Source organism: Bradyrhizobium sp. WSM4872, from assembly GCF_055811715.1.
On record NZ_JBVVPT010000008.1, the window covers coordinates 261,847 to 285,710 of the forward strand.

At 61.4% G+C, this 23,864-nt stretch carries 28 protein-coding genes; 19 read left to right on the forward strand and 9 right to left on the reverse strand.

What is annotated here, in order from left to right; all coding sequences use genetic code 11:
- Positions 1-2 precede the first annotated feature (2 nt).
- The 8 genes from aroE (at position 3) to AC0L3C_RS14515 (ending at position 6,281) form a co-directional block, all read left to right on the forward strand.
- Complete coding sequence (gene aroE, locus AC0L3C_RS14480; RefSeq protein ID WP_473408293.1) at positions 3-830, forward strand: shikimate dehydrogenase; 828 nt, start codon at positions 3-5, stop codon at positions 828-830.
- Between the two features lie 15 nt (positions 831-845).
- Entirely contained in the window at positions 846-1,700 is an 855-nt protein-coding gene (locus AC0L3C_RS14485; RefSeq protein ID WP_473408294.1) for a shikimate dehydrogenase, read from the forward strand.
- 51 nt (positions 1,701-1,751) lie between these two features.
- Positions 1,752-2,420: an amino acid ABC transporter permease gene (locus AC0L3C_RS14490; protein WP_473408295.1), complete on the forward strand. Its 669-nt coding sequence runs from the start codon at positions 1,752-1,754 to the stop codon at positions 2,418-2,420.
- A 12-nt stretch (positions 2,421-2,432) separates the two neighbouring features.
- Positions 2,433-3,089 (forward strand): amino acid ABC transporter permease, encoded by a 657-nt coding sequence (locus tag AC0L3C_RS14495; RefSeq protein ID WP_473260330.1) that lies wholly within the window; start codon positions 2,433-2,435, stop codon positions 3,087-3,089.
- Positions 3,090-3,140: 51 nt separating this feature from the next.
- Positions 3,141-3,968 (forward strand): transporter substrate-binding domain-containing protein, encoded by an 828-nt coding sequence (locus AC0L3C_RS14500; protein WP_473408296.1) that lies wholly within the window; start codon positions 3,141-3,143, stop codon positions 3,966-3,968.
- A gap of 62 nt (positions 3,969-4,030) precedes the next feature.
- The gene (locus AC0L3C_RS14505; RefSeq protein WP_473408307.1) at positions 4,031-4,777 is read left to right on the forward strand and encodes an amino acid ABC transporter ATP-binding protein; all 747 of its coding nucleotides are present in this window, start codon (positions 4,031-4,033) and stop codon (positions 4,775-4,777) included.
- A gap of 13 nt (positions 4,778-4,790) precedes the next feature.
- The gene (gene aroQ / locus AC0L3C_RS14510; RefSeq protein WP_473260323.1) at positions 4,791-5,240 is read left to right on the forward strand and encodes a type II 3-dehydroquinate dehydratase; all 450 of its coding nucleotides are present in this window, start codon (positions 4,791-4,793) and stop codon (positions 5,238-5,240) included.
- A 6-nt stretch (positions 5,241-5,246) separates the two neighbouring features.
- Positions 5,247-6,281, forward strand: coding sequence for a Gfo/Idh/MocA family protein (locus tag AC0L3C_RS14515; protein ID WP_473408297.1), 1,035 nt, complete (start codon positions 5,247-5,249; stop codon positions 6,279-6,281).
- Between the two features lie 366 nt (positions 6,282-6,647).
- Here AC0L3C_RS14515 and AC0L3C_RS14520 read toward each other — a convergent pair whose 3' ends face one another.
- From AC0L3C_RS14520 to AC0L3C_RS14535, 4 genes are all read right to left on the reverse strand, one after another.
- Positions 6,648-6,923 (reverse strand): hypothetical protein, encoded by a 276-nt coding sequence (locus tag AC0L3C_RS14520; RefSeq protein ID WP_085351254.1) that lies wholly within the window; start codon positions 6,921-6,923, stop codon positions 6,648-6,650.
- Positions 6,924-7,080: 157 nt separating this feature from the next.
- Positions 7,081-7,254 (reverse strand): hypothetical protein, encoded by a 174-nt coding sequence (locus AC0L3C_RS14525; RefSeq protein ID WP_473260317.1) that lies wholly within the window; start codon positions 7,252-7,254, stop codon positions 7,081-7,083.
- A gap of 91 nt (positions 7,255-7,345) precedes the next feature.
- Positions 7,346-7,678 carry a hypothetical protein gene (locus AC0L3C_RS14530; RefSeq protein WP_007592996.1) on the reverse strand — a complete coding sequence of 111 codons (333 nt, stop codon included), beginning with the start codon at positions 7,676-7,678 and terminating at the stop codon, positions 7,346-7,348.
- 282 nt (positions 7,679-7,960) lie between these two features.
- On the reverse strand, positions 7,961-8,251 hold the full coding sequence (locus tag AC0L3C_RS14535; RefSeq protein ID WP_473260315.1) for a hypothetical protein: 291 nt from the start codon (positions 8,249-8,251) through the stop codon (positions 7,961-7,963).
- A gap of 318 nt (positions 8,252-8,569) precedes the next feature.
- Between AC0L3C_RS14535 and AC0L3C_RS14540 the strand changes: the two genes are divergently transcribed.
- From AC0L3C_RS14540 to AC0L3C_RS14550, 3 genes are all read left to right on the forward strand, one after another.
- Entirely contained in the window at positions 8,570-9,088 is a 519-nt protein-coding gene (locus AC0L3C_RS14540) for a hypothetical protein (RefSeq protein ID WP_473260313.1), read from the forward strand.
- Positions 9,089-9,537: 449 nt separating this feature from the next.
- On the forward strand, positions 9,538-9,813 hold the full coding sequence (locus tag AC0L3C_RS14545; RefSeq protein WP_473260311.1) for a hypothetical protein: 276 nt from the start codon (positions 9,538-9,540) through the stop codon (positions 9,811-9,813).
- Positions 9,814-9,988: 175 nt separating this feature from the next.
- Positions 9,989-10,744, forward strand: a complete 756-nt coding sequence (locus AC0L3C_RS14550) for an outer membrane protein (RefSeq protein WP_473260672.1) — start codon at positions 9,989-9,991, stop codon at positions 10,742-10,744.
- Between the two features lie 318 nt (positions 10,745-11,062).
- Here AC0L3C_RS14550 and AC0L3C_RS14555 read toward each other — a convergent pair whose 3' ends face one another.
- Complete coding sequence (locus AC0L3C_RS14555) at positions 11,063-11,500, reverse strand: hypothetical protein (RefSeq protein ID WP_473260309.1); 438 nt, start codon at positions 11,498-11,500, stop codon at positions 11,063-11,065.
- Between the two features lie 355 nt (positions 11,501-11,855).
- Between AC0L3C_RS14555 and AC0L3C_RS14560 the strand changes: the two genes are divergently transcribed.
- From AC0L3C_RS14560 to AC0L3C_RS14575, 4 genes are all read left to right on the forward strand, one after another.
- Entirely contained in the window at positions 11,856-12,701 is an 846-nt protein-coding gene (locus AC0L3C_RS14560; protein WP_473260307.1) for an HD domain-containing protein, read from the forward strand.
- Positions 12,702-12,784: 83 nt separating this feature from the next.
- Positions 12,785-13,900, forward strand: coding sequence for an AI-2E family transporter (locus tag AC0L3C_RS14565; RefSeq protein ID WP_473260303.1), 1,116 nt, complete (start codon positions 12,785-12,787; stop codon positions 13,898-13,900).
- 151 nt (positions 13,901-14,051) lie between these two features.
- A complete protein-coding gene (locus AC0L3C_RS14570; protein WP_473408298.1) occupies positions 14,052-15,164 on the forward strand; it encodes an acetate/propionate family kinase in 1,113 nt (370 codons plus the stop codon).
- A 147-nt stretch (positions 15,165-15,311) separates the two neighbouring features.
- Entirely contained in the window at positions 15,312-15,800 is a 489-nt protein-coding gene (locus AC0L3C_RS14575; protein WP_473408308.1) for a potassium channel family protein, read from the forward strand.
- On the opposite strand, the gene AC0L3C_RS14580 is transcribed toward AC0L3C_RS14575, so the two are convergent.
- Complete coding sequence (locus tag AC0L3C_RS14580) at positions 15,748-16,434, reverse strand: helix-turn-helix domain-containing protein (protein WP_247362263.1); 687 nt, start codon at positions 16,432-16,434, stop codon at positions 15,748-15,750. The two genes, AC0L3C_RS14575 and AC0L3C_RS14580, sit on opposite strands and share 53 nt — an antisense overlap.
- A gap of 373 nt (positions 16,435-16,807) precedes the next feature.
- Between AC0L3C_RS14580 and AC0L3C_RS14585 the strand changes: the two genes are divergently transcribed.
- Entirely contained in the window at positions 16,808-17,431 is a 624-nt protein-coding gene (locus AC0L3C_RS14585) for a response regulator transcription factor (protein ID WP_473280059.1), read from the forward strand.
- Between the two features lie 214 nt (positions 17,432-17,645).
- Positions 17,646-17,993 (forward strand): response regulator transcription factor, encoded by a 348-nt coding sequence (locus AC0L3C_RS14590; RefSeq protein WP_473408299.1) that lies wholly within the window; start codon positions 17,646-17,648, stop codon positions 17,991-17,993.
- Between the two features lie 14 nt (positions 17,994-18,007).
- Here AC0L3C_RS14590 and AC0L3C_RS14595 read toward each other — a convergent pair whose 3' ends face one another.
- Genes AC0L3C_RS14595 through aspT form a run of 3 tightly spaced genes read right to left on the reverse strand, consistent with a single transcriptional unit; the run spans position 18,008 to position 21,233 of the window.
- Complete coding sequence (locus AC0L3C_RS14595) at positions 18,008-18,619, reverse strand: invasion associated locus B family protein (protein ID WP_473408300.1); 612 nt, start codon at positions 18,617-18,619, stop codon at positions 18,008-18,010.
- A gap of 27 nt (positions 18,620-18,646) precedes the next feature.
- Positions 18,647-19,534, reverse strand: coding sequence for an alpha/beta hydrolase family protein (locus AC0L3C_RS14600; protein ID WP_473279936.1), 888 nt, complete (start codon positions 19,532-19,534; stop codon positions 18,647-18,649).
- A gap of 10 nt (positions 19,535-19,544) precedes the next feature.
- Positions 19,545-21,233, reverse strand: coding sequence for an aspartate-alanine antiporter (gene aspT, locus AC0L3C_RS14605; protein ID WP_473260295.1), 1,689 nt, complete (start codon positions 21,231-21,233; stop codon positions 19,545-19,547).
- A gap of 122 nt (positions 21,234-21,355) precedes the next feature.
- On the opposite strand from aspT, the gene AC0L3C_RS14610 reads away from it, so the two are divergent.
- Both AC0L3C_RS14610 and AC0L3C_RS14615 read left to right on the forward strand, forming a co-directional pair.
- The gene (locus tag AC0L3C_RS14610) at positions 21,356-22,030 is read left to right on the forward strand and encodes a YoaK family protein (protein ID WP_473260292.1); all 675 of its coding nucleotides are present in this window, start codon (positions 21,356-21,358) and stop codon (positions 22,028-22,030) included.
- The gene (locus tag AC0L3C_RS14615) at positions 22,030-23,748 is read left to right on the forward strand and encodes a SulP family inorganic anion transporter (protein ID WP_473408301.1); all 1,719 of its coding nucleotides are present in this window, start codon (positions 22,030-22,032) and stop codon (positions 23,746-23,748) included. Before AC0L3C_RS14610 ends, AC0L3C_RS14615 begins: the two co-directional genes overlap by 1 nt.
- The last annotated feature ends 116 nt before the right edge of the window (positions 23,749-23,864 follow it).

The window sequence follows — 23,864 nt, forward strand, 5'->3', positions numbered from 1 at the left end:
CGATGAGCGATCGTTATGCGGTGATTGGCAATCCGATCGGCTTCAGCAAGTCACCTTTCATCCATGGCAATTTCGCGAAAATGACGGGACAGGATCTCGTCTATGAGGCGATCGAGGGGCCCATCGATGGCTTCAGCGTACGGGTGGATCAATTCCGGACGGAGGGCGCCAAGGGGCTGAACATCACCGCCCCGTTCAAGCTTGATGCCTTCGCTTACGCAAATGAGCTCTCAGAGAGCGCCAAACGCGCAGGTGCCGCAAACTGCCTGAAATTCGACGGCGATCGGATCATCGCCGAGAATTTCGACGGAATCGGCCTGGTGCGCGACGTCACTGCCAATCTCGGCGTCAAAATAGCCGGCCGGCGCGTCCTGATGCTCGGCGCTGGGGGAGCGGCACGAGGCGCGCTGCTGCCTTTCCTGCGCCAGCAACCGTCCGAGCTGGTTCTTGTCAATCGAACGCTGTCCAAAGCCGTGGCATTGGCCGAAGAGTCAGCCGGCTGTGGTCCCCTGATCGTGAGCGGCTACGCTGAACTGGCCGACCTTGCCGAGGGCTATGACGTCGTGGTCAACGCGACCTCTGCCAGCCTGCGAGGTGAAATGCCGCCGCTTCCGGGCAACGTCTTCCAGGGCGCGGAGCTGGCGTACGAACTCGCCTATGGCAAAGGATTGACTCCCTTTCTGCAAGCGGCCCGCGCCGAAGGCGTGGCCAAACTGGCTGACGGCGTCGGCATGCTGGTCGAGCAGGCGGCGGAGGCCTTTGTCTGGTGGCGTGGCGTCCGACCGAGCACGGCCCAGATCATCGCGCAATTGACTGTCCCATTGAGCTGACGGGCGACGCCGACAATGCATCCCAAACCCAGCTTTCTCGTCGGCCTGATCGGCAGCGGCATCTCGGCGTCTCGGACGCCGCCCATGCACGAAGCGGCCGCCGACGCCGCCGGCATCCGCTATCTCTACAAGAAGATCGATCTGACCGAGTTGAACCTCGGCGTCGAAGCGTTGCCGGAATTGCTCACGGCCGCAAGGCGGATGGGCTTTGACGGATTGAACGTGACCCATCCCTGCAAGCAGGCGATCCTTCCACTGCTGGACGAGCTTTCGCCCGACGCGGAGGCGCTTGGCGCCGTGAACACCGTGGTCGTCAGGAACGGCCGAATGACCGGCCATAACACCGACTGGTTCGGCTTTGCCGAAAATTTCCGCCGCAACATGCAAGGTGCACCACTCGGTCGCGTCGTGCAATTCGGCGCAGGCGGCGCGGGCGCGGCGGTTGCTTTCGCGCTCATGAAGCTTGGCGTGCAGGAACTGATCATCATAGACGTCGACCTGGCCAAGGCGCAGAGCGTGGTCGACGGCTTGTCCTCTCGATTTGTGAAAGGGCGCTTGAGGGTCGGCCAGGATGTAGCGGCGGCCGTGGCTGCCGCGGACGGAATTGTAAACGCGACGCCGATCGGCATGGACAAATATCCGGGAACGCCGCTGCCGCTGGCGATGCTGTGTTCCGGGCTCTGGGTCGCTGAGATCATCTACTTTCCCCTGGAGACCGCGCTGCTGCGCGCGGCGCGTGTCCTCGGCTGCCGCACCGTCGATGGTAGCGGAATGGCGATCTTCCAGGGCACCGAAGCGTTCCGCCTGTTCACGGGCGTCTCGCCTGATCCGGACGTTTTCTTCGCAACTTTCGCGTCCTTGGGAGGGTGACACCCGGCCGATGGGCGAGCGGCACGCACAACGCCCGAGAGGAAACGCAAGATGGGCTACACGCTCGATTTCTCGGTGGTTTGGCACGCAATGCCCGCGCTGTTGTGGGGATGCGTGGGGACGGTGGGTTTGGCGCTTGCTGGCATGACCCTCGCAATGATCATCGGCGTTGCGGGCGTTGCGGCCCGCGATGCGAAGGCGGCCTGGGTGCGAGTCATCGTGATCGGCTTCGTCGAGATCGTGCGCAATACGCCCTTCCTGGTGCAGATCTTCTTTCTGTTCTTTGCATTGCCGCTCGTCGGGGTGAAGCTCAATCCGACCGCCACCGCCATTATCGCACTCGGTGTGAACGGAGGCGCGTACGCTATCGAGATCATCCGCGGCGGCGTGCAATCGATTCACAAAGGGCAAATCGAGGCCGGCTACGCACTCGGACTGCACAAAGGGCAGGTATTCCGTTCCATCGTACTCAAGCCCGCGCTTCGCGCGATCTATCCCTCGCTCACGGGGCAGTTCATCATGCTGACGCTGACCTCGTCGATCTGTTCGGCTGTGTCCGCCTATGAACTGACGTCGGTTGCGCAGCGCATTGAAAGCGACACATTCCGCAGCTTCGAGGTCTATTTCTTCGTCACCTTCCTCTACCTCGCGATCTCCTGGCTTCTGATGTCGGGCTTCGCAATCATCTCCCACCGCTTCTTCTCATATCCGACGCGCTGAGGAGCACAGATCATGACACCGCATTTCGGTCTTCCCGAGTTCGGCTTCCTTCTGCGTGGTCTGCAATGGACGGTGCTGCTGACGTTGGTTGCATTCGTCGGGGGCTGTACGGCCGGCCTGATCGTCGCATTGTTGCGCACCTGCGGTCGCACGACTGTGGAATGGATGGTCCGGATCTATATCGGAATCTTCCAGGGGACACCGCTGTTGCTGCAACTGTTCGTGGTGTACTACGGCTTGGCGCTCCTCGGATTGAAGCTGTCGGCATTCGTTGCGGTCGCGATCGGGTTCACCGTCAACGCCTCAGCTTTTCTGGGCGAGATCTGGCGCGGCGCAATCCAGGCCGTGCCGCGCGGTCAGAACGAAGCGGCCATGGCGCTCGGTCTGCATTATTCCTCGCGCATGCGCGACATCGTGCTGCCGCAAGCCATTCGCATCGCGCTGCCGGCGACCATCGGCTATCTCGTGCAGCTCATCAAGGGCACCTCGCTCGCTGCCATCGTCGGCTTCATCGAACTCGCCCGCGCCGGTCAAATCGTATCGAACCAGACCTACCAGCCGTTGCTCGTCTTCGGTGTGGTCGGTGCGATGTATTTCATCCTCTGCTGGCCACTCTCATGGTGGGGCAGTCGGGTGGAGGCCAGGCTCGCCCTGGCCGGTCAAAGGTAGGTTCGGCGCACCTACTCAATCAAACACAGCCATCACCAGGAGGAGATACTCATGTTGTTTTTGCTCAATCGCCGCCATTTCGGCATTGCACTGTTGACGCTGTCGGCCATCGTTGTCGCAGGCGGCTCGCAGGCGGGCACTCTGCAGGACGTGAAGAAGAAGGGCGTCGTCGTCATCGGCATCCAGGGCGACAATCCGCCCTGGGGCTATGTCGACAGCTCAGGAAAGCAGGACGGGATCGACGCCGACATGGGGCGCGCCTTCGCTGAATATCTCGGCGTGAAGGCCGAGTTCGTCCCGCTGGCGGTGGCCAATCGTATTCCGGCGCTGACCACAGGCCGCGTAGACATTCTGTTCGCGACCATGGCCATGTTGCCCGAGCGCGCGAAGGCGGTACAATATTCCAGGCCATATGTTGCCAATGAGATTACACTTGTCGCTGCCCAGGCAACGCCGATCAACAGTAATGCCGATATGGGGAAGTACGTTATTGGCGTCCCACGCTCCTCCACGCAGGACACCCAGGTAACCAATAATGCTCCAGCGGGCGCCGAAATCCGCAGGTTTGATGACGACGCGGCCACGATCCAGGCGCTGCTCTCGGGTCAGGTGCAGGCGGTCGGCGCAAACAGTTTCTACCCGCAGCGTCTGAACGCTGCAAAGCCGGAACTTGGATTCGAGCCCAAGCTTCACTTCACCGCCTTGTACAACGGGGCCTGCACGCGCCTGCAAGAGAAGGAGTGGAACGAGACGGCAAACAAATTCATCGACGAGATCAAGTCCAATGGCAAATTGGCCGGCTTCTACGCCAAGTGGATGAAGGCGCCCGTGCCAATCTTCCCCGACTCAGTCCCCGGCGTTCCGTTCACTGTTCAATAGTCACTGCAAGCGGCCGACGCGCTGGGAGCGTTGGCCGCCGTCCGATAACGGAGGCCGAATCCATGCAGGACCAGATCCTGATCGAAATGAAGGGCGTGCAGAAATGGTACGGCGGGTACCAGGCTCTCCGCAACGTTGATCTCATTGTGCGCCGAGGCGAAAAGATCGTGCTCTGCGGTCCGTCCGGTTCGGGCAAGTCGACGCTGATCCGCTGTATCAACCGCCTGGAGGCGATCCAGCAGGGCAGTATCGTGGTGAACGGTCATCGGTTGGACGACAGCATCAAGGCCATCGACGTCGTACGTCAGGACGTCGGCATGGTCTTTCAGAGCTTCAACCTTTTTCCGCACATGACGGTCTTGCAGAACTGCATGCTCGCGCCCATTCGCGCACGCCGCATCAGCAAGGCCGAAGCGGAGGCGACCGCGCGAAAATATCTCGAGCGGGTGCGCATTGGTGAGCAGGCCGAGAAGTATCCGGCTCAACTCTCGGGCGGTCAGCAGCAACGCGTCGCGATCGCGCGTGCTCTCTGCATGCAGCCCAAGGTCATGCTGTTTGATGAACCGACCTCGGCTCTCGATCCGGAAATGGTCAAGGAAGTGCTCGACACGATGATCGGCCTCGCCAACGACGGCATGACCATGATTTGCGTCACCCATGAAATGGGTTTTGCCCGCCAGGTTGCCGACCGCGTCATCTTCATGGCTGAAGGGCAGATCATCGAAGAAAGTGTGCCCGACGCTTTCTTTCGCAATCCGCAGCACGCTCGCACCAAGCAGTTCCTTGGCGAGATCCTCGCCCATCACTGAACGGAGTTATTCCATGAGTCGTCTTGTCTACGTCCTCAACGGGCCAAATCTCAATTTGCTTGGCAAGCGCCAGCCCCACATCTATGGCCACGAGACGCTTGCGGATGTGGAGCGGGATTGTCGGGGGCTGGCCATCGAGCTCGGTCTGGAGATGCGCTTTCACCAGTCGAACAGAGAATACGAGCTGATCGACTGGATCCACGAGGCGCGCGAGACGGCTGTCGGCATCGTGATGAATCCCGCGGCTTTCACCCATACGTCGGTCGCCATCCTGGACGCCCTGAACACGTTTGACGGTACAGTGATCGAGGTGCACATTTCCAACGTGCACAAGCGCGAGGAATTCCGTCACCACTCGTTCGTCTCCAAACGAGCTGATGGGGTCATCGCCGGCTTCGGTACTCAGGGCTATCTGCTCGGCTTGCGTCGTGTGGCAAAGCTTCTTGATGAGAAGAAGGGATAGCATTGCATGAGCGCACCCGTCCGCCTGACGGTCATGGGAGCAGGTCTCATCGGTAAGCGACACATTGAACACATTCTCGCGCGGCCGGAAGCGGTGCTGTCGTCGATCGTCGATCCGACGCCGGCGGCGCGAGAGTTGGCGGTTTCGCTGAACGTGAACTGGTTTCCGTCCTTTCAGGACTTGCTCTCCGAAGATCGGCCAGACGGGGTGGTTGTCGCCACGCCTAATCAGGTGCACGTGGCCAACGGCATGGATTGTATCGCTGCGGGCATCCCGGCGCTGATCGAGAAGCCGTTAGCGGATGATATCGTGGCGGCACAGACGTTGGTCGAAGCCTCCGAGCGGGCGGGCGTGCCGCTGCTAACCGGCCACCACCGCCGCCACAACCCGATGATCCAGCGCGCCAAGGCGGAGATCGACAGCGGCAGGCTCGGCCAGATCGTATCGGTGCATGGCATGTTCTGGCTGATCAAGCCGGACGATTATTTTGAGGTGTCCTGGCGCCGCGAGAAAGGGGCGGGGCCCGTTTTCCTGAACCTCATCCACGATGTCGACCTGTTGCGGTATCTGTGCGGGGATATCGTCGCGGTACAGGCTGCCAAATCCAATCAGCTGCGTGGAAATGCGGTCGAAGAGACCGCGGTGATCATCCTGCACTTCGCTTCCGGCGCGCTGGGAACGGTCAATGTCTCCGATACCATCCAGTCGCCTTGGAGCTGGGAATTCACCACCGGAGAGAATCCGGCCTATAGCCATACGCTGGAGACTTGCTACCAGATCGGCGGCACCAGGGCATCGCTGGCGATTCCGCAACTCGATCTGTGGCATCACCCGAGCAAGGCCAGCTGGTGGACGCCGATCGAGCCCGAGCGGCTGAAGTACGAGAAGGAAGACCCGCTTGGTCTGCAAATCGCAAATTTCTGTGGGGTTATCCGCGGTACGGCCGAGCCTGTAGTGAGCGGGCGCGAAGGGCTCAAAACCCTCAAAGTAGTCGGCGCAATAAAGCGCGCAGCGGAAACCGGAGATCTCGTGTCGTTTTGATACCGGAGAGCACAGGTGTCTCAGCCGCGAGGTTTGGCACAGAAAACAGCGACGTTTGGCGGACTATCAAGGTGCCGCTGATGGCAATGCAACGAAGCACTATGATGTTTCGACGAATGCCCATTTTCGGCCGGATATGCCCAGCGATGCGACCAGTAAGTTATTGATTGTTCTCTACCCGTCGCTATCTCTAAATCAACGGGTCCCAGGTTCGAGCCTGGTGCGCCCACCATTGCAAGAATCGGTGCTTTCCTGATCTGGGCTCGTCGTGCGCTATTCGCCTCTATCCGACGCTCGACCTGAACAGCACATCCTGCAAGATCATCCTCCTGCAGGATGCGGTGCTCAAACTGGCAACAACAGCCATCAGCGGCAGACGTAGCTACCATTGACCAGAACGCGGACACACGCCGTGCCGACCGCGGCCGCACCAACTGCCGCGCCGCCCACGACCGCACGCCTGGTGGTGCGCCGTGCAACGCCGGCCACTGACACGGGTGTCAAGGGGCGTCCGACCCGTGCTTCTGCCCGGCCGAGCGAGAGCGAAAGGCCTTCGTCGGCCGACCAGTCGATTGAGCCGGACACGCCGAGGGCGATCACGGCACCTGCGAGTGATAATCTTGTGAGCATGCCACGCTTCATGATGGTCTCCGTCCTGTGAGAGTGAATTTGGATCGCTCCATGGTTCACTGCGCGGACCATTGATCAATGTCAAGGAATCGCAAGAAAACGACGCAGCTGCTAAGCGCGGGCAACACGCGAAGACGCTTCCAGCAGAATGGGAGCGGGAGCGACAGCTTTACTTCTGCACGCAGAGTGGTCTCAGCGTCTCGTCGCTGCTGCGCGCTTTCGCGTATTCCATCAGCGCCGTCCGGGCTGCTTCGCAACGCTCCGCGCTTGAAAACTCTTGTGTCGATATGACGGCGCCATTCGCGACGCCGAGCCAGCTGACGACGACCAGAACATAGGTCATGGTATCCTCCCCCTCAGCCGTCGATCTCCTGAGCGCAGATTGGCGCGAGAGGCGGCTTAATGAGCGCCGCCCATCGCGCCATCATCAAGCTCTATTGGCACACATACATGATGCCATCGCCGCCCTTCACCAGCGAGCCTGGGACGCACCCGATGCCGTTGCGCGCCGCATAGTCGGTCCAGCCGCTATAGCCGTAGCTCCACGGTCCGCCGAAGTAATAGGCTCGCACGGCGTACCAGGGCAGACCCTCGTTGGTGTAGTAGTGTCCGCGATAATAGGGAGTGACGTACAACCTCGTCGCCGCTTGCGCCTTGTCGAGCCCCAGCGAAACTCCACCTTGGTCGGTCCAGCCGATGGACAGCGTCGTGCCACATACGAGCGCGGCGACGGCAACGGCAATCTTCCTTGCGCTTATCGACTTCATGGACGTTCTCCAAAAATGAACTTCAACGCCACAATACCAACGCAGCACCGGGGCGGCGGCTTGCTTTAGATCAAGGGATTCAAACAAATCGCATCCGCTTCGTCTTCGAGTTTGCCGGATCAAGTTCGAATCAAGTTAAGTGAATCCGGATGACGACGCTCTGCCGTCCGATATGTGCATCGCGCGGGGACGCATCGGAAGCGCGCTGTCACGTGGGATCTCGGCCCCTCTCTCCACTGGAGCCAGGTATGTAATCGAGCGAACGCTTCTCGCGGGAATGCGTCATGCAGTCGGCGACAAGCTCCGAGACGGCATGATGCCTCTTGATCCGCTCTTCATCATCTCTGCCGGTTCGTTCGTGGGCTCGTGTTGCGCCTCGATCAATCTGGTGAACGCGAAGAACAGTCGGGCGGTGATGCCACCTTTCAATCGGTGCTCATCATGAAGCCTCTCGGCCGCCAAGCGTGACCAGCTTCTTGCCTCGGCCATCCAGACGGTTTGGTTTGCCGGATCCTGCCTTGCAAGCCTCCGACAAAGGGCCGCGCGCGAACTCAGCTCGAATTGACTCATCATCGGCCCTCCCTGCCAGAAGCTCGATGTACGCGGTGAGAATTCTGCGTTGCGTGCCACACCTCTGCAATTGCCCTTCCGGTCATTGTACCAAGGGGCAGGTCACAGCCACTGACCAAGCCGTGCGATACGACGCGAGGCGGTGTTGCGAAAAATCAATTCGTTGATCTGGCTCAAGCGACGCCGCGTTCGGACACGGTGAACATTGGCCTGCTGCAGCTTGCGTGGCGCTTACCAGTGAAGCGCCGCCCATGCCGCGGCAAGTGCTCACCAGGGGCGTCGCGGCGGAAGCAACGGCGGCTCGATTTAGGCAGCCGTGCCATGCAGGTTGCATTGCTTCGCCAATTCTGCCGCCGTGGCCCGTTGCTTGCCAGACGAAGATCTGCGGCGGCAATGGCGCCGACAATGCCCATCTCACGATATCTGTTCTATGTCGGCAGTACGTTGCTCGCGATGCTCTTCCTTGTGGACGCACTGGTGCCGGATCGGCCTGCCATCCACGGTGGAGCCGCGCGCTCCGCGACCATCCGCATCCATTCCGATTGGAAATTGCCCGAGCGGGTCGTTCTCGACACTAGCGTGCCGACGTTTGTCGCAACCGACATCGCCAGGGTCGAGCCTGGTGCCCTGCCGGGCGCCGACGTCTCACAGAGGCGCGCTCGCGAGGCCTTTGCTCAGCTAGGAGCAGCCGATGCTGAACGACCGCCAGCGCGTCCGTCGACAAAGGCTGATGTGAAGCCGCAGCGTCAAAACAAAAGTGCGAGGAGGCACATCGAGAAAAATATCCGGCTCGTCGCGCGGCCGCCGCAGTACGGCTGGTTTGGCAACCAGGTTTGGTGAGCGTCTCCGATCGTCGCATCTTTGGAGGGGGGCGCCCGCCATCGACACTATCAATGAGTGCACGTCGGGGCATTGCCCAATCAAAACGTCCTTCAAGATCGGGAGTAACTGACATGAGTGAAACGTCAAGGTCTGACGGAATCGATCGTCGCGGGGCTCTTTCATTGCTCGGTTGGGCCGCTGTATTCGGATTGGCGGCATCCGGCACGGTGCTGTTAGGAACAGAAGTGTCGGCGCAGACGATCGGCATGGAGCGACGCCAGGAGAGGCGGGGAGCCCGCCACGAACGGCGTCAGGAACGGCGCACGGGCCGGACTGAACGCCGCCAGGAAAGGCGTACAGGGCGCACGGAGCGCCGTGAAGAGCGGCGCAACTAGGACGCCGACATGATCTCACCGATTATCGTTCGCCGGCAGATGTCTGCTTGATCGCGATCCGGAAGCTGGCGGATGCCGCAGACCTGGTATGTCACATTCGAGGTGCAGAAGCGTGGGACCTTGCCGAAGCGGCGAAGTCCACGGGAGACACGCACATTCGAAAGCGAAGCCGAGGCGCGGGCTTTCGCGCGAGAGAAGTTCAATGAAGGATTGATCGTGTTTGCAGGCACGCTCAATCCCTTCTTGCCGCGACGGCTGATTCCCTCGAGCGACATTCCGTCCTGGATAGAGCAAGACCGAGGCGACGAAGTTGCCGGCCACGAAGCCAAAGGCGACCCGGAGAAATAGGCCGCATGTCTTGGTGCTTCATGCCGATGTTGCGTTCGAAATGTCTTGGGTGTTGCCATTATGGCACGTGGAGTTGGTGCCGTCGCCCGTAGAGTTTCAGCTGGAAGTTGGGGGATGATTGCAGTGCAACAAGCCGCCGTTCGGGCAATCAAAAAGCGGCCGGCAAGGAGAGAGCATGATGAGAAGACTTCTATTAGCAACCGTTGGTCTGGTGGCGCTGTGCACGGCGGGGACCGCCATGGCTGCCGATATGGCCGTAAAGGCGCCGCCACCGGCACCGATCATTCCGATCTACAATTGGACGGGGTTCTACATCGGCGGCAATGGTGGCTGGGCGCAGAACCACAACTGCGTCGATTTCCTTGACGCGGCTGGCGTCGCCGTCGCCTCCGGCTGCCGCGATCGATCAGGTGGCGTTATCGGTGGCCAGCTCGGTTATCGCTGGCAGGCCAGCCAGTGGGTGTTTGGTCTGGAGGCTCAGGGCGATTGGGCGGATCTCAGCAACCAGCGCGTGAGCCTGTTCGATCCGACGCTCTCCACACGCGCCAAAACGAGCGCCATCGGCCTCTTCACCGGCCAGATCGGCTACGCCTGGAATGCGTCACTGTTCTACGTGAAGGGCGGCGCTGCGGTAACAGACAATCGTCTCAGCGTGCTTGATACTGCGACCGGCGCCGAGCTCGCGGCGCAAAGCGCAACCCGCTGGGGTGGTGTCATCGGTGTCGGATTCGAGTATGGCTTCACCCCGAACTGGTCGGTGGGTCTCGAATACGATCATCTGTTCATGGGGCACCGGAATAATTCGTTCACGGTCGCCGATCCGCGACTTGCTGCTTTCGTGAACGACCGGATCACCCAGGACGTGGATATGCTCACCGTGCGCTTCAATTACCGCTTCGGAGGGGCCAACCCGGTCGTCGCGAGGTACTGAGCTCTCCAGAGTCTGACGTCTTCAGGGGGCCGGCAGTCATGTCGGCCCTCATTTTTGTGGTCTTGTCGCGCAAGCCAGTCAGCGTCTGCCGGCGCGATCGACCGGACCGCCGCGGTTGGCCGGAGTGCCGGGCCGCACCGCTTCTCGTGCGGCAGCGCGCGCGACGGGACGCACCCCCAAGACCACGCCCGGTCTTGCGACGCAATGCGTGGGGTAGTTCACGTATTGGCAGTATACGCGACGGCGCTGGCGCTTTCAGGGCTCGCGAAGACGAGCCCGGGCACCAAGAGCGCGTGCTCAGGAGAATCCGAGGCAGATCTACCAGCCGGAATAGTAGCTCCGCCTCGCGTAGTAACCGCCATAACCGCCATAGCTACCGTAGGCGCTGTAGGCACTGGGCGGGCAATATTCATAGCCGTATCCTCCGCCGTAAGAGGAGTATCCGCCGCCGTAGGAGGGATATGCACCATAGTAGCCGGAACTTGCGATCGCGCCGCCGACCACAGCGCCCGCGATCACTGCACCGGAGCCCCAGCCGCGGTAGCCTCTATATCCGTAACCTCTGTAGCCATATCCGACGCCGCGATATCCCAAACCACGATAGCCCAATCCCGCTCCGCGGTAGCCTCCGGCCCATCCGCCGCGATAACCCCAGCCTCCGTAGCGCACCTTCACCAGGTCACTATCGAGCGTGGCTCTCATGGCTCCGACGTTGGTCGGCAAGGGCGCTGCTTCGCTTCCGGCTACAGAAATCATGGTGGTCGCGACAGTAAGAATTGCTGCAAATGCTCCTTTGATGAACGTCATCATATCCTCCACTGGTTTAAATCTCGACTGACCGGCGAGAGAAGAATTCCGTCACGCCGGCGGCACGACCGTGCACATGATGTTTGCGGTCGTTACCGGCTTGGCCTTGATTTGAATCAACGAGCGAGCTTGGAGGTCGTGAGCGGCTCCGGCCGGTCGCGGGTCCGCTTGCCCGAGGCGCGGCACCAGATGGATCGTCCTTAGGTCGCAGAGCGCGGCGGGCTTGAAGAACCTGCGAATATCGCGAACATTAATCGCAACGGCTTGATCTGCATCGTCGACAATACCATAGCGGAGAGACCTGATGATCACAGTTCCGGAACTGGTGTCGCAAGCTCTGGGCGCGTTTCTGACGATGGAAACCAAGGACCGGTTCGGTGCCTCCCATGCCGGACTGACCGAACTGCTTCCGTTCGCGGCCAAGCTCACCATGGAGTGCATCGGCAACAGCGATGCTCTCTATCATAACATCGAGCATACGTTGCTCGTGACCCTTGCCGGGCACGATATCCTGACGGGGCGCGCGCTGCTCCGGCCCACCACGGCAAACGACTATGCGAATTTCATTCTGGCGTGCCTTGCCCACGACATCGGATACGTCCGCGGCGTCGTTCAGGGTGATGAGGACGATCTGTTCATCGCGGACGTGACCGGCAAAACGGTTCGTCTGCCGCGAGGATCGTCCGATGCAGCTCTCGCGCCATATCATGTGGATCGCTCGAAGCTGTTCGTGCTGGAACGGCTGGATTCCGTCGAGCAGGTGGACGCTGACCGGGTCGCTCGGGCGATCGAATATACCCGGTTTCCTTACACGATGTCTTCGAATGACAGCCTCATTGAAGAGGAGGGATTGCTGTTACGGGCCGCCGATCTCATCGGTCAGCTCGGCGATCCCAACTATCTGAAGAAGTCCAACGCGCTGTTCTACGAGTTCGAGGAGATCGGCCTCAACAAGACCCTGGGCTACGCGACGCCAGCGGACATCGTTTACAAATATCCACAATTCTATTGGAGTAACGTAGCTCCCCAGATCCAGCCGGCGATACGTTATCTCAACGTGACGTCTCGAGGCCGGCAATGGATAGCGAGTCTCTACGGTAACGTATTTCGGGCCGAGCGTGAGCTGACTCTCTCTGGACCACAGCCCTAGACCGGACCACAGCCCCAGAAGAGGCGCGACGCTTGATCTGGATCAAGCGTGCGGCGTGAGAGCAGGGGCTAGTTCACCTCAGCATGCGCGGCATGGCTGAAGGCGCGTCCGTGAAAACACTCCGTCAGATATTCTCCGGAGACGAGATCATCCAGCTTCTGATCCGGCTCGGATTGCTGGGGCTGCTGCTCGTCTGGGCGCTCCTCCTGGTCCGTCCATTCATCCCCATTTTGGCCTGGAGTGTCGTGCTTGCTGCTGCGCTGAACCCGGTGTTTCGGCGCCTTTGCGACATTCTCGGTGGCCGGCCGAAGCTTGCGGCGACGATCCTCACGCTCGTCAACCTGGCTGTGGTGATCGGACCGGCGACCTGGCTGGGCATGGGCGCGGTCGACGGGATCACCGATCTTGCCGCCCAGGTGACGGCTGGTGAATTGCATGTGCCTTCGCCGCCGCAGTCGCTCAAGGAGTGGCCAGTCATCGGGCCTCAGCTGTTCGATCTCTGGGATCAGGCGACGACCAACCTACGGTCGCTCTTGCGCGCGGTCGTGCCCTATTTGAAGCCATTTGCGAGCACTTTGCTTGGGTTTGCCGGCAATGCCGGTGTGGGAACTGTCAAGTTTCTGCTGTCGGTGGCGGTGGCCGGCGTGCTGTTTCCGTATGGACCTCAGCTCGTGGCCGCAGGGCGCAGCTTTCTGTCGCGCATCGTGCCGGACCAAAGCGAGCATTTTCTGGACTTGGCGGGAGCCACGATCCGTGCGGTGGCTCAAGGCGTGATCGGCGTTGCCATCATCCAGGCCTTGCTGGCGGGAATAGGTTTCAAGCTCGCCGGCATCGCCAGCGCGGGCCTTCTTGCCTTCATCGTGCTGTTGCTGTCGATCGTGCAGATCGGCGGGGCGATCGTCATCCTGCCGGTTATCATCTGGATCTGGACCGATAAGGAATTTCCGATCGCGCTCCTGCTGACGGTGTTTCTCGTGATCGTGTCGGTGCTCGACAATATCCTGAAACCGCTTGTCATGGGGCGCGGCCTGACCACGCCGGCGCTGGTCATCCTGATCGGAGTGATCGGCGGAACTCTCTTCCACGGAATCATCGGCCTCTTCATCGGACCGATCATTCTGTCTGTCGTCTGGGAGCTGACAGTCGCCTGGATCCGCGCTGAACGTGCTGCGCCCGCACAGCTGGCAATCGAGCGTTGACCTCCATGAGCTTGATGGAAGCTCTCGGGTGAAGATACGACGACCGGTCGGAGATGGTGGTGGAAATGCCTGGCTCGCCCCCTGACGTCGCTCGGACCGCCGGAGTCGATGCCGCGGGTCGGCATGCTGCAACATTTGCGGTGTGAGTGCCATGGACACCATTCTTGTCATCAATGCCGGCTCCTCTGATCTCCGATTCCAGATCTACTCTGTCGAAGGAGACGGCAGGCTACGGCAACGGCTCAAGGGGCAAATGGACGGCATCGGGCGCTGTCCGCGCCTGCGGGCGAGCAAGGCTGGCGGTGGTCCGCTGGCCAATCGCGCTTACCTAGTCGAAGCAGTGCCGGATGTTGCGGCTGCGATGGACATCACCGGCACCTGGTTGCGGGACGAGCTTCATATAAATCCGATTGCAGTCGGGCACCGCGTCATTCACGGTTGTACAGAGCATGACCGGCCGGTCCTCATCGATCACGAAGTCCTAGCGTGCCTGGAGCGGTTGACCGCGTTGGCGCCGTTTGATCTACCGCATAATCTGGCGCCAATCCGTTCGATCCTGGCAAATTTCCTGGCGCTACCGCAGGTCGCCTGCTTCGACACCGCATTTCACCGAACGCGTGCCGCGGTCGCCGACGATTGTGCCATTCCCCGTCACCTCTATGCCGAGGGCGTGCGACGCTACGGCTCTCATGGTCTCACTTACGAATATATTGCGAAGGCCTTGCCCAGGATTGCGCCGGAAATCGCGATGGGACGGGTGATAGTCGCGCGTCTCGGGAGCGAGGCATCGATGTGCGCGCTCAGCGGTGGACTGAGCGTAGAGAGCACAATGGCCTTCACCGCGCTCGACGAATTGCCGATGGGAGTGCGAGCGGGGCAAATCGATCCGAAAGTCGCGGCCCGCGGTGAGAGGCGTCAGCTCGAAGCAAGTAAGGACGCGAGCGCGAAGTTCGCCATCGATCATTTCGTTTATCGAATCGGTCTCAACGCGGGCATGCTCGCAGCTGCGTTGCAGGGCCTTGACGCGTTCGTCTTCACGGCAGAGCTCGGCGACAACTCCGCATTGCTCCGTTCGCGCGTGGCGCAGCAGCTCGCATGGCTCGGTGTCAAGCTCGATGCACAAGAGAACGCTCTGCAATCGCGGCTGATATCGTCTCCAGCGAGCCGCATCCCGGTCTACGTCGTGCCCTCCGACGAGGATCTTATGATCGCCAGGCACACGCTGGCACTGCTGATGAACGGTAGCCCCGGAGCGCCAAGCTGAGCGTCATGATCGGGCTCCTTGGTGGCCGGGGTGCGGGCAATGGGCGTACACGCCCGCGGCACGTTGATCTGCATCAAACGCCCGCATCGTACCGCGGGCCGGATGGCAGTGCTGACCAACCAAACCGCACCAGTCTGGGAGCTCGCGATGGCCGTCCAATTTCTGCTCGGCACTTTCATCAGCGTGATCAACATCATGGTTCATGCGCTGGTGACCGTCGCAGCGATCGACATCGCCCGTAGAGCGGGATTGAAGCATACAATGCGGCCCCGATCTCACCTGATGGCGGTAATGGTCGCGATAGCTGTCATTTTGATGGTTGCACACACGGTCGAGGTTCTTGTCTGGGCGCTGGCGTACGCTCTGGTTGGTGCGGCGCCCGAGGGGAGCGAGTTGCTGTATTTCACCTTCGTGAACTACACCACGCTGGGCTACGGCGATGTCACGCCAGTGCAGGGTTGGCGGCTGACGGGGCCGATGACTGCCATGAACGGCATTCTGATGTTCGGCTGGTCGACCGCGGTCCTGTTCGAGGTGTTGCGCAAGACCCTTGAACATCTCTCGGCAATCGCGGCGCCCGGCTTCAATTCTGGAGATCATCAAGGGCTGCGAGCTGATGCCGGTCCAGGAGCATGATCTGCCGCTGGGTATTGCCGATGAAGCCGAGGATGCCGAGGTCGTGGAGGCGGGACAGGGCGCGGGATACGGTCTCCAGGGTCAATCCGAGGTAGTCCGCGATGTCGCGCCGCGACATTGGCAGGGCCAGGATCCCCGCGGCGGTTAGCCGCGTATCCATCTCGAGCAGGAAGGCCGCAACCCGCTCCAGCGAGGTCTTGCGGCCGAGCAGCAGCATGTGGTCTTCCGCATGCTGAAGGTTGTTGGTGGTCATGCTGAGCAGGTTTCGGGCAACCATGGCATCGCCTTCTGCGACGAGTTCGAGGCTCTGCCGCTTAACCAGACGCACGGTCGTGTCGACGATCGCTTCCGTTGTGAATCTATGCTCGCTGCCGTTTTCGAGCCCGAAGATGTCGCCAACCAGGTGGAAGGCGCCGATCTGACGGCGCCCGTCTGAGAGGAGCTTGTAGCTTCGCACGGCGCCTGATTTGACCTGGTAGACGTATTCGGCGGGCTCTTTCTCGCCGTAGATTTCGGTGCCTTTTTTATAGGTAAATTCGTTTAAACTGATGATCGGATTTGAACTGGTATTCAGGCCAAGCTCGCGGAGTGAATGATGCCGCGAGGAAGCGTCGGCAGCGTTGCGAACCAGCATGGCCAACTCCCGAACTGGTGCTGACGCGACAACCGCGCGCAGCTATTTCAATCACCGGGAATACGGAGCCGCCGATCATCGCCCTTCCCGCGAAGGTTGTTTAAGCTAAAAGCAGGCTTTGCAACCATTGTCTGTAGGTGCATTGTACCAAAGTACAGGGACGGCGATGGTACGCCGGATGAGAAATCTGTCAGAACATCTGTCGGATTGCGCGGCTTAGGCTTACGTCGCACATTCCGCCTGAGGTCGTGCCACTGCGGGCGGGCTGCTTTCGTTGATGTTGACCGCGGGGGGCGAGGCGCCTTGAATTGCTTCTAAGGCTTGCGCGGGCGGTTCGGCGTTCTGCTTGCAAGAACAGGTCGGGAGGAAAACATTGCCTGGCTTCGTCTACGTGGTCGACGACGACCCATCGTTTCGCACTGCCATCCAGCGTCGGCTCAAGCTTGCCGGCTATGAGGTTGTGACCTACGCATCGGCGCAACAACTGCTCGAGGATCCCCCTGGCTCCGAACATCCGGGCTGCATTCTGCTCGACGTGCAGATTCCGGGCCTGAGCGGCCCTGAGTTGCAAGCGTGCCTCGCCCAACGGCCTTCGCCGTTGCCGATCGTATTCCTGACGGGGCATGCGGATACCGCAACGACTGTTCGCGCGATCAAGGCCGGCGCCGAAGATTTTCTGACCAAACCCGTATCTTCGGAGGAGTTGATCGGCGCAATCGAGCGCGCACTGGCTCGACAAGAGGCGGTGCGCGGCCAACAGGGCAAACTGGAGTCGTTTCGTGCTCGTTTGACATCTCTGACGCGACGCGAGCGACAGGTCTTCGACCTCATCGTGCGCGGGAAGATCAACAAGCAAATCGCCTACGAGCTTGGAACCACGGAGCGCACCGTAAAGGCGCATCGGCACCAGGTGATGACAAAGATGCAGGTGCCGTCGTTGGCCGAGCTGGTCTCCGTCGCAGAGCGGCTCGGACTTCTGAGCACGCAGCCGGCGTGAACCGTCGGACCGTTTGCGGCGGCTAGCGCCAATCTCGCGATGAGACCTGTACGATAGGACAATATGGAATGTTATTGACAGATTCTGGCAACGACTGCCTAGTTGGCTCCTGAATTTGCGCAGGAACATTTGCGGCGCGTCGTCGTTGCGAGGCGAGTGCAGAGTCTCCGATGAGAAAGCTCACCCGTTGTTTGCACGCAGGTCAATATACGTCGTGGATGACGATTTGTCGATGCGGCGAAGCATGGAGCGGTTGCTGCGGAACCACGGCTTTACCGCAGTTGTTTTCGCCTCCGCCGCTGCATTGCTTCGTCATGGCCGTCTCGAAGACGCGGGCTGCCTCGTGCTGGACATCAATCTGAACGGCGAGTCCGGTATCGCTCTGCGGCGGAAGCTGGCAAATGATGGTGCTACGGTTCCTGTCATCTACATCACGGGCAACGACAGCCAGGCAAACCAGGCAGCCGCGATCGAGTCCGGCTGTGCGGCCTATTTGAGCAAGCCCTTCGCGGCCAGCGAGCTGATCGCAACGGTTGAACGCGCCTGCGCCAAGAGCGCCTGATCGTTCTCACCTGCTCACTCCTCGATGTCCTGCTCCAGGATCTGTGCGGGCGCGCCTTTGTGAGCCGAGCCGAACTGTGCCAGCGGCAACGATGTCGTCAGAGACAGAAGGTTGGAATCGGTGAGTTCGAGCACGAGGACCTCGCCACGATCCATGTCGTCGATGAACTTGGGATCCGCGGCGTCGGCCGCAATGCAGGCATTGGTCAGGCACCAGGTGTAGGGCAATGACTGGACGTTGGCCCCGTCGACCGTCAGCTTGGCGGGCCTCTGCAGATACATGCCGACGGGAACAAACACTTGCAGTCGCGCGATGGGGTCACCGTCACGCTCGATCAGGTCCACGCGGATTGCCATCTGCCCCGTAGCAAACCGCCCCGTGATTGAGGTCCGGCATAGCGTCGGCGTTCCTCCAGGCTTCACGCAAAGCTTTTTCCAGTCGCCATAGGTGATGTCCTTGGCTTCGCGCTGCCCGCGAGGTGCGATTTCGGCGGACTTTACCTCTGGAGCCGGCTTTGGCGCGGCTTTATTCTGCGCCGAAGCTGGTCCGGCAAGGGCCGCGGCGAACAATACCAACATGCAGACCAGCGCACGCCCAGGCGAAAACACTGAAGTTGCGTCAATCATGTTCTGCCTCCACGCCAGCCCCTGCGGCTATTTCTGCGCGTCAAGGAATCGTTCAACGAGCGGCGACCACATCGGGATCGCGTCGGGCGAGCCGATAAAGAAATGTCCTTCGCTGCCGAAGGGCGGCATCAGATGATATTCGGCCCTGCCGCCGGCCCCGGTGAAGGCCTCATGCATGCGCTTCGACAGGGCAGGGCCGAAGAACGTGTCGTTCTCGATATAGAACCACAGCATTGGCACCCGCGACGTCCGGCCGAAATCGGCAGTCGCTTCGACGAGCTTGTCCGGCGCGCAATTGTTATTCGGCTTGCCGTCGACGCGGCCGCCGCGTCCAGCCGCGAAGGTGATGATTGCCTTGACCTGCGGCGGGTTTGCGCCCGAGAGCGCAATGGAGGCCCAGCCGCCGGCGGACTGGCCGATCACCACGACGTCCGTTGGCAGAACTCGCTTCTCGGCCACCATGTAGTCGATGATCCAGAGATCGACCTGCGCCACCGCACGTCCGGCATCGTGGAAGTTCGGATTGCTGCAGTTTCCGACCTTGGAGAAGAAGGGGCCGTAAAGACCGTGCTCGGGGATGTCGATGGCGGCCGCGCCGTAGCCGGTGCCGACCGGCGCTACGACGAAATAGCCGCGCTTGGCAAACCACTTCGCGGCGTCACGGAACTCCACCAGCGGGAAGAAGCTGCGGTCAACCGGTTTGAGCGAGACGCCATGGTTCATGATCGCCAGCGGGAAGGGGCCGTCGCCGACAGGCCGCACCACATAGGCGAACATCGGCAGCGGCAACGGCAGGGCCCATACCTCCTCCTGGATTCGGATGTTGTCGTCGGCGCGCCCGGGAGCCAGAGAGGAGGCCAGGATGCTCAACGCTGCCGCTAGGCACCATGCGATCGAAGGATAGCGGAGCTTCAAACAAGCCTCCTCAACCGGCGAAAGTGCTGGCTACGATGATCGGGCCAAGCACGGTCAACACAACATTTCCGACAGCATAGGGCACGGCGACGCCGAGTACCGGCGTCTGGCTTTCTGCAACTTCGCAGGCGCCGGTCACGGCGGCATCGACCGTCATGGCGCCGGCCAGCGCTCCGCAGATGATGACCGGGTTCATGCGGAGCACGCGATGGGCAAACAGGGTCGTCACGATCAGCGGCACCAGTGTGACGACCAAGCCCATGCCGACAAGCAGCATGCCGTGTGACTGGATCGCGACCCAGGCCGCGTGGCCGTTGCCGAGCCCGATCGCGGCGATGAAGCCGCCAAGGCCGAGATCGCTCAGCGTCTGCTGCGCTGCAGGCGGCATTGCGCCCATGGTCGGCCGCCGCGACCGCAGCCAGCCGCAGAAGAGCCCCGCAATCAGGGCGCCGCCGCCACCTCCCAACGTCAGGGGCACAGACCCGATCTTGACGCTCGCGAGACCGGCAAGCAGACCTACGGCAATACCCGCGGCAAGAAATGCGATGTCGGTGCGGTCCTCGGAGCTCAGAATCTGTCCAACCTGCGAGGCGGCGCGCTCGATGTTGCGGGTGCTGCCGACCAAGGTCATGACGTCACCGACATAGACGCGGGTATCGGCGCTCAGGGGGACCTCGCGTCCCATCCGCGTCAAGGTGCGCAGGAACACGCCGCGCGCGGCGTCGCCGACGCGGTCGGCCATGTCCTTGACGGAGCGGCCGTGGAGCTTGCGATTGTCAACGAGGACGTCGACCACATTGCCCGGAAGAGCCTTCAGGATCTCATCGGCGTCGATTTCAGTGCCAACAATCGGCTTTGCTGCGACTATGGCCGCCGTGCGACCCGCGATGACGACGTCGTCGCTCGCTTCAAGCACCGTGTCGCGATGCGGCTCGACGTCAGCTCCCCGCCGTACGATCCGCTCGATCACGCTCCGGCTGCCGATCTCGTCTTCGACGGCGCCGACGGTTCGGCCGGCCGCGGTCGATACCCGGTACGCGCGGGCCTGGAATTTCCGATAATGCAGATTCTCAGTTTGTGGCGGGTTGCCGCCCGAAAGCTCCGCCTCGAGCTTTGCAGCTTCCGCTTTCAGATCGATCCGCATCAATTTCGGCGCGACGAACGGCACGTACAGGAGCGTGAGGATATAGCCGAGCACGTAGGTGACGGCGTAGCCGGCCGCGATATTGGCGTCCTGCTGCTGCAGCAACTCTTTGGGCAGTCCGAGCTGGGCTAGTGCGCCAGACGCGGTGCCGATGACTGACGACTGTGTCAGGGCTCCCGCAGCAAGACCGGAAGCGGTGCCGGGACCGAGCGCGAATACATGGGCAAATATGAGAACGATGACGAGGCCGGTGCCACCAAGCACGAGCGCGAGGGCGACCTGAGCCAGAGTCCGGATGCTCAGCGAGGCAAAGAACTCGGGTCCCGATCGGTAGCCGATCGTGAACACGAACAGGCTGAAGAGGATGACCCTGAGCAAGGACGGAAACGTGAAGGTGCCGAGCTGCCCGATCAGGACGGCAACGATGAGCGTGCAGGCCGTGGTGCCGATCGAAAAACCGCGGATTCTGACGCGCCCAAGAATGGTGCCGAGCGCGACCGACAGCAGCAGAAAGATTTCCGGGGCGGCGGAGATGATCCATCTGACCGTGCTCATTGCGCGTGCCCTCCAGCGATTGCGCTAAATCTGGTTCGTCAAATCCGGCGATGCTTGATTCAGATCAACCCCTGCCCGGGTTAAGCCGCTCCCTGTTGAGCCGGAGGATTTGACGTGGGGACATGAGCACGATGGATACCGCCGTTGCTTCGTCGATACGCCGCGACGAAACGGTGCGAGTCGCGCTGCTGCTGGCCTTCGCGGGCGGCTATCTCGACGCCTATACGTGGATCATCCACGGCGTGATGGCCAATGCCCAGACGGCAAATCTTGTGCTGCTGTGGGTCTATGGCTCGATCGGCGACTGGACGAAAGCGCTCCACTTCGTCCCACCGATCCTTGCGTTCGCGGTCGGTATCGTCGTCGCGTCATGGCTGCGTCGCGTAACCGGAAAGCGCGCTAGCGCGATCAGCACGCTGGTCGAAATCCTCCTACTGGTCGCTATCGCCGTCCTGCACAATCGCTTGCCGGATCTTGCGGGAACGCTTGGCATTTCCTTCGTCGCCGCCGTGCAGAGCGCCGTCTTCACGAGGGTCGAAGGTGTGGTCTACAGCTCCGTCATGATCACGGGTAACATGCGGCAGGCGATCGAAGGCCTGTTCACTGCGGCCTCCGGTAATGGGTCGCTCCGTCCCCCCGGCATTTTCGCCAACTTGTGCGTCACGTTCGGCCTCGGAGCGGCTGTGGGCGCGTTCGCGACCAAGCAGATCCCGAATCTGGCGCTCGGTCTCCCCGTGATCGCACTGCTGGTCGTGCTGTTGCTCTGCGAAGCCTCAAGCGAGGAGGGCAGGCTCTGATGTCTTCCGGGCGGAAATGGCGCTGGCTCTTCCTGTTTCCGCCCGCAACCTGGCTGGCGCAGTATCACCGCGCCTGGCTGCGTTCGGACGCCATTGCCGGCATCACGCTTGCGGCTTACGCCATTCCGGTGTCGCTGGCCTATGCCACGCTGGCGGGCCTGCCGCCCCAAATCGGCATCTACGGCTACATGCTCGGCGGCATCGGCTACGCGCTGCTGGGGTCGTCGCGCCAGCTTGCAATCGGTCCGACTTCCGCGATCTCACTGATGATTGCGGCTACTGTCGGAGCACTGGCCGGCGGAGACGCGGCCAAATATGCCGAGATCGCGAGCCTGGCCGCCTGCGCAGTAGCGCTGCTTTGTCTGATTGCCTGGTTGTTCAAGCTCAGCGTTCTCGTCCGCCTGGTGAGCGACAGTATCCTGGTCGGCTTCAAGGCCGGCGCGGGGCTCACGATCATGATGAGCCAGTTGCCGAGCCTGTTCGGCGTCCCCGGAGGCGGTCACAATTTCTTCGATCGCGCCATCAAGCTCGCCGGACAGTTCGGCGGCATCAATTGGCTGGTTCTCGCGATCGGAGCCATCGCGCTCTTGGCCCTCCTCGTGGGAGAGCGGCGGCTGCCGGGAAGGCCGGTCGGGCTCACGATCATGGCGCTCTCGATCATGCTGGCGACACTGCTCGGCTTTCCGTCGCTTGGCGTGCCGGTGACTGGCAAAATTCCGGAGGGGTTGCCGGCGTTGGGATTACCCAGCTTTGGTCTGTTGGAGCCCGACGAGCTCTTCCCCTTGGCCGCGGGATGCGTGCTGTTGGCCTATATCGAAGGTGTGTCCGCCGCGCGCAGCTTTGCTGCCAAGCATGGCTATGCCCTTGATGTCCGGCAGGAGTTTTTGGGGCTCGGCGCGGCGAACCTCGTCGCCGCACTTGGCCACGGCTATCCCGTGGCCGGCGGGCTGTCGCAATCTGCGGTCAACGACAATGCAGGGGCGCGGACGCCACTGGCGCTGATGATCTGTTCGGTGGTGCTGGCGCTGTGCCTGCTGTTCTTCACGGGAGCCCTGACGAATCTGCCCAAGGCGGTGCTTGCGGCGATCGTCTTTGCCGCCGTCTACAGGCTGGTGGATATCCGCGCGCTGTTGCGGATGTGGCAAGTCAGCCGCATCGACTTTTACGCTGCGACAATTGCCCTCGTATCCGTGTTGCTCCTGGGGATCTTGCAAGGCGTCCTGCTGGCGGCGGTTGCCTCGATTGTCCTGCTCCTGGCGCGGGCCTCACGTCCGAATGTCGCTTTCCTCGGCCAGCTTCCGGGTACCGGCCGTTACTCCGACGATGCGAGGCACGAAGGCGTCGAGCCATTGGTCGGCATCATCGCCTTTCGACCGGAAGCCTCACTGCTTTACATCAATGCCGAAACCATCCTGGAAACAGTTTCGGACGTCTTGCTGAAGTCAGCCGATGTCAGGCTGGTGGTCTGCGATCTCTCCGCGTCACCCTATATCGATCTGGCCGGGGCGCGCATGTTGCACGACCTTTACGACAAACTCGCCTCGGCGCATATCGCCTTCTGCATCGTCGGCGCGCACGCACAATTGCGCGATCTGCTGCGGGCCGAGGGATTGGCGGAAAAGACCGACAGTGCGGCTTGGCTTCGCTCGGTCGACAGCGTGCTCGGTGAGAACAAGCAATCGTCTGATCCGATATCGCTGTTGCCCAGCCAGCTCTGATCCGATCTCCCGCCTGAAGTCGGCCGCGGCCAGCCACTTCTGGCGATATTGCATCGCGAGGTGCATCGCTCCTTCTTCAAGATGCGCGTCCGTTGACTTGGATCAATAGACCGAGG